We start from the raw sequence: 3817 nt of genomic DNA on the forward strand, positions 1-3817 counted from the left end.
GGCCGCCCACGCACTGCGGCACGGCTGGGCCGCCAACGGCGCCGGCGGCAGCCACCATGCCGGGCCGGAGGGCGGGGCCGGCTATTGCGTCACCAACGATCTCGCCATCGCGGCCCATCGGCTGGTGGCCGAAGATCTTGTGGCCCGGGTGCTGATCCTCGATCTAGACGTGCACCAGGGCGATGGCACCGCACTGATCATGGCGGGGCGCGACGACGTCATCACCCTCTCGGTCCATGCCGAAAAGAACTTCCCGGTGCGCAAGGCCCGATCCCACCATGATCTGGCACTGCCGGATGGCACCGGCGATGATGCCTATCTCGCCGCCCTGGAGCCGCTGCTCGCCATGGCGTTCGACCGCTATCGGCCGCAACTGCTGCTGCACCAGGCCGGCGTTGACGTGCACGCGGACGACCGGCTGGGCCGGCTGGCGCTGAGCGATGCCGGGATCACGGCGCGCGAGGCGCTTGTGGCAGGACTGTGCGCGCGCGCCGGGGTGCCCATGGCGGTCACGCTGGGTGGCGGCTATGGCGATCCGGGCGCTGTTGCGGCGCGCCATGCCGCGGCGCTGATGGCCAGTTGGCAGGCTTATCACGCGGCCGCGGGGGATGTGCGCGCTCGCCATCGTATGCCGGGTGAATGAGGATGGATGTGCCTGCCCCCGGTTCCGGACCAAGCGCGCCCGACACGGCAAGCCTGCTGCTGCCGCGCGTTGCGGCCGGCGATGCTGTTGCCTTCACGGCGCTGGTGCGGCTGCTGGAACGGCCGGCGCGGGCGCTCGCCTGGCGCACGCTGATGGATACCGCCGCCGCTGAAGACGTCTGCCAGCAGGCCTTCCTGCGGCTGTGGACCCATGCCGCACGCTTCGATCCGGCGCGCGGCTCGGCGGAGGCCTGGTTCCGCCGCATCCTCATCAACCTGTGCCTCGACCGGCGGCGCAGCATCCGCCCGGTGCAGACCATCGACGATGGCTTCGACATGGCCGATCCGGGCCCCGATCCGGAATCCCAGGCGATTGCCGCCGATGGCCGCGCCCGGCTGGAGGCTGCAATGGCCCGGCTGAATCCGCGCCAGCGCCTGGCGCTGGGCCTGTTCCACGGCGACGGGCTGAGCATGGCCGAGATCGCCGAACAGATGGACACCACCGCCAAGGCGGTCGAGGGATTGCTGGGCCGCGCCCGTAATGAATTGCGAACCATGTTGAACGAGACAAACACGTGACTGACCTGTCCCCCGAAACCGCTCTGGCCCTGCTGGCCAGCCATGGCGCCGACCTGGCCCGCTGGCCGGCCGATGCTGGCGCCGCACTGCCGGCGCTGGCAGCCCGCGATGCCCGCGTGGCGGCGGCGTTGGCCGAGGCGCAGGCCCTTGATGCGGACCTTGCCGCTTGGGCCGCCGCGCCGCTTCCGGCGCTGGCCGCCATCGATGTCGCGGCGATCACCGCCCAGCGCCAGTTGCCCCCGCAGGACGCCCCCGAAGCCCGCCGCTTCGCCGGCTGGCGCCCGGCGCTGCTCGCCGCCTCGCTGGCGATGATGCTGGCCACCGTGGGCTGGCTGGCGATGCCGGCGGCGCCCGATGCGCCATCCCCCATCGCCTCCGTGCGGTCGCCGTCGGCCGTTGCGGCGGCAGACGAGGCCGATCTGGCCTTCGCCTATGTGTTCACCCCGACGGCTGTTGAGGAAGACCTGATATGACTGCCCGCCATTTTCTTGCCCGCACCCTGCTGCTGGCCAGCCTGGCCGCGGCGCCGCTGCTGGCCCAGCCCGCGCCGCCAGCGCCGCCGCCTGCGCCCGGTCAGCATTGGGGCCAGCATGGCGGCCAGCATGGCCGCATGAGCCAGGGCATGTTCCCCTCGATGAGCGAGGCCGGTCGCGCCATCATGCGCGAAGCGATGATGGCCGGCGGTGACCGCCGCGAGAACCGCGCCAGGGTGGAAGCCGCGCGCGAGAAGATGCTGGCCGCTGTGGAGGCGGAGCGCTTCGATGCCGGCGCCGTCCGCCGCGCCATGGACGAAGAGCGGGCGCTGGCCGACGCCAGCCGCAAGCAGCGCCAGGCCGCGATGATCGCCGCCTTCCAGAAGCTGACACCGGAAGATCGCAAGGCCTTCGCCGCCGACAGCCGCGCCATGAAGAACCGCATGGAACAGCGCGTGCAGGGCTGGCGCGAGCGGATGCGTGAGCGCCGTGGCGCTCCCCCGTCACCGCCCGCCGACCCGGGCGCGACCGAGCTGAACTGACCCTAGGCCCGCCAGCCGGTCTGGCGAGCCACCTCTGCCCACAGCAGTTCGCCCAGCCGGCGGGTGATCGGCCCCGGCCTGCCATCGCCCACCTTCTCGCCGTCGATGGCCACCACCGGTAGCAGCAGCGAGGTGGTGGAGCTGAGGAAGGCTTCGTCGGCGGCCAGCGCCTCGGCCAGGGTGAACGGGCGTTCCTCCACCAGGATCTGCGCCTCGCCGGCCAACCGCAGGATGCTGTCCCGCGCGATGCCGGGCAGGATGTGGGTGCCGGTGGGGTGGGTGATGATGCGCCCGCCCTTGACGATCCAGGCGTTGGTGCTGCTGCCCTCGCGCACAGTCTCCCCATCAAGCAGCCAGGCCTCGAACGCGCCAGCCTCGCGCGCTACCTGCTTGGCCAGCACGTTGCCCAAGAGGCCGGTGGTCTTGATATCCACCCGGCCCCAGCGCGTGTCGGGTTGGGTGACCACCTTGATGCCGGTGTCCAGCTGGCGCACCCGCTGCGCGAAGTCGAAGCGCCGCACGGTCATCACGACGTTGGGGGGCGCTGCATCGGGGAAGGCGTGATCGCGCCGGGCGGTGCCGCGGCTGATCTGGATATAGATGATACAGTCAGCATGGCCGTTGGCGGCGATCAGCCGGCGCGCTTGCAGGCCAAACGGACCATCGGCCATCGACCAGACAATGCCCAGCTCGGCAAGGTTGCGGCGCAGGCGCACCAAATGCGGCTGCCAATCGAGGATGCGGCCGTTCAACACCGCGCACACTTCATAGACGGCATCGGCAAACTGGGTGCCGCGATCTTCCACGTGCAGCATGGCTGCGGCGTGATGCACGATGTGCCCGTTCACATAGGCCAGTTGCGGCATGATGCTGCTGTTCCTCTTTTGCCCGGTGACGGGTTGCGCGCCAGCGTCTAGCGGCTGCGGCTCCCGCTTGTCGAGAGGCAGCCCCGTGACACCCCAGCTCTCCACCCAGCTCGTCTGGTTCCGCCACGATCTTCGCCTCGCCGATCAGCCCGCGCTGGCCGCCGCGGCGGCGCGCGGGGCCGTGGCGGCGTTGTTCGTGCTCGACGATGAGACACCGGGTGCCTTTGGCAGTGGTTGGGCAATGGGCGCGGCGCAGCGCTGGTGGCTGCACCACAGCCTGGCAAGCCTGTCCCGCGACATGGCGGCGCGCGGTGGCCGGCTGATCCTGCGGCGCGGCCGTGCCGGGCCGATCGTGAAGGCGCTGGCCGCCGAACTGGGGGCAGACATTCATGCCATCGTGCATCACGAGCCGTGGGCACACACCCAGGAGGCGGAGGCCGGCGCCATCACCCGCCATCACGGCGCCACGCTGGCGCCGCCGGCCAGCGTGCTCAGCGGCACCGGCGGGCGCTATCGCATCTTCACCCCGTGGTGGAAGCGGCTGTCGGAACAGATGCCGCCACCGCGCCCGCTGCCGGTGCCCGAGGTGCGCTGGGCCGACGTGGGCGGGGTGGCCAGCGACGATCTCGATGCCTGGGGCCTGCTGCCGCGCGCGCCCGACTGGGCCGGCGGCTTTGCGGACTGGCAGCCTGGCGAGGCTGGCGCGGCGGCGCGG

The 3817-nt window shown here is 71.5% G+C and carries 6 protein-coding genes; 5 read left to right on the forward strand and 1 reads right to left on the reverse strand.

What is annotated here, in order from left to right:
• The 4 genes from GJV64_RS12375 to GJV64_RS12390 all read left to right on the forward strand — a co-directional run.
• The coding region (locus tag GJV64_RS12375; RefSeq protein WP_164157550.1) for a histone deacetylase family protein at positions 1-643 on the forward strand (643 nt) is incomplete at its 5' end.
• 2 nt (positions 644-645) lie between these two features.
• Positions 646-1221 carry an RNA polymerase sigma factor gene (locus tag GJV64_RS12380; protein WP_164157552.1) on the forward strand — a complete coding sequence of 192 codons (576 nt, stop codon included), beginning with the start codon at positions 646-648 and terminating at the stop codon, positions 1219-1221.
• Complete coding sequence (locus GJV64_RS12385; protein WP_164157554.1) at positions 1218-1694, forward strand: hypothetical protein; 477 nt, start codon at positions 1218-1220, stop codon at positions 1692-1694. The genes GJV64_RS12380 and GJV64_RS12385 overlap by 4 nt, the downstream gene beginning before the upstream one ends.
• Positions 1691-2236: a periplasmic heavy metal sensor gene (locus GJV64_RS12390; RefSeq protein ID WP_164157556.1), complete on the forward strand. Its 546-nt coding sequence runs from the start codon at positions 1691-1693 to the stop codon at positions 2234-2236. Before GJV64_RS12385 ends, GJV64_RS12390 begins: the two co-directional genes overlap by 4 nt.
• Before the next feature lie 2 nt (positions 2237-2238).
• On the opposite strand, the gene GJV64_RS12395 is transcribed toward GJV64_RS12390, so the two are convergent.
• Positions 2239-3102 (reverse strand): D-amino-acid transaminase, encoded by an 864-nt coding sequence (locus tag GJV64_RS12395; protein WP_164157558.1) that lies wholly within the window; start codon positions 3100-3102, stop codon positions 2239-2241.
• 85 nt (positions 3103-3187) lie between these two features.
• On the opposite strand from GJV64_RS12395, the gene GJV64_RS12400 reads away from it, so the two are divergent.
• A partial coding sequence (locus tag GJV64_RS12400) for a deoxyribodipyrimidine photo-lyase (RefSeq protein WP_235927734.1) occupies positions 3188-3817 on the forward strand: 630 nt, incomplete at its 3' end.

It is taken from the genome of Sandarakinorhabdus rubra, from assembly GCF_010994245.1.
Classification (GTDB): Bacteria; Pseudomonadota; Alphaproteobacteria; order Sphingomonadales; family Sphingomonadaceae; genus Sandarakinorhabdus; species Sandarakinorhabdus rubra.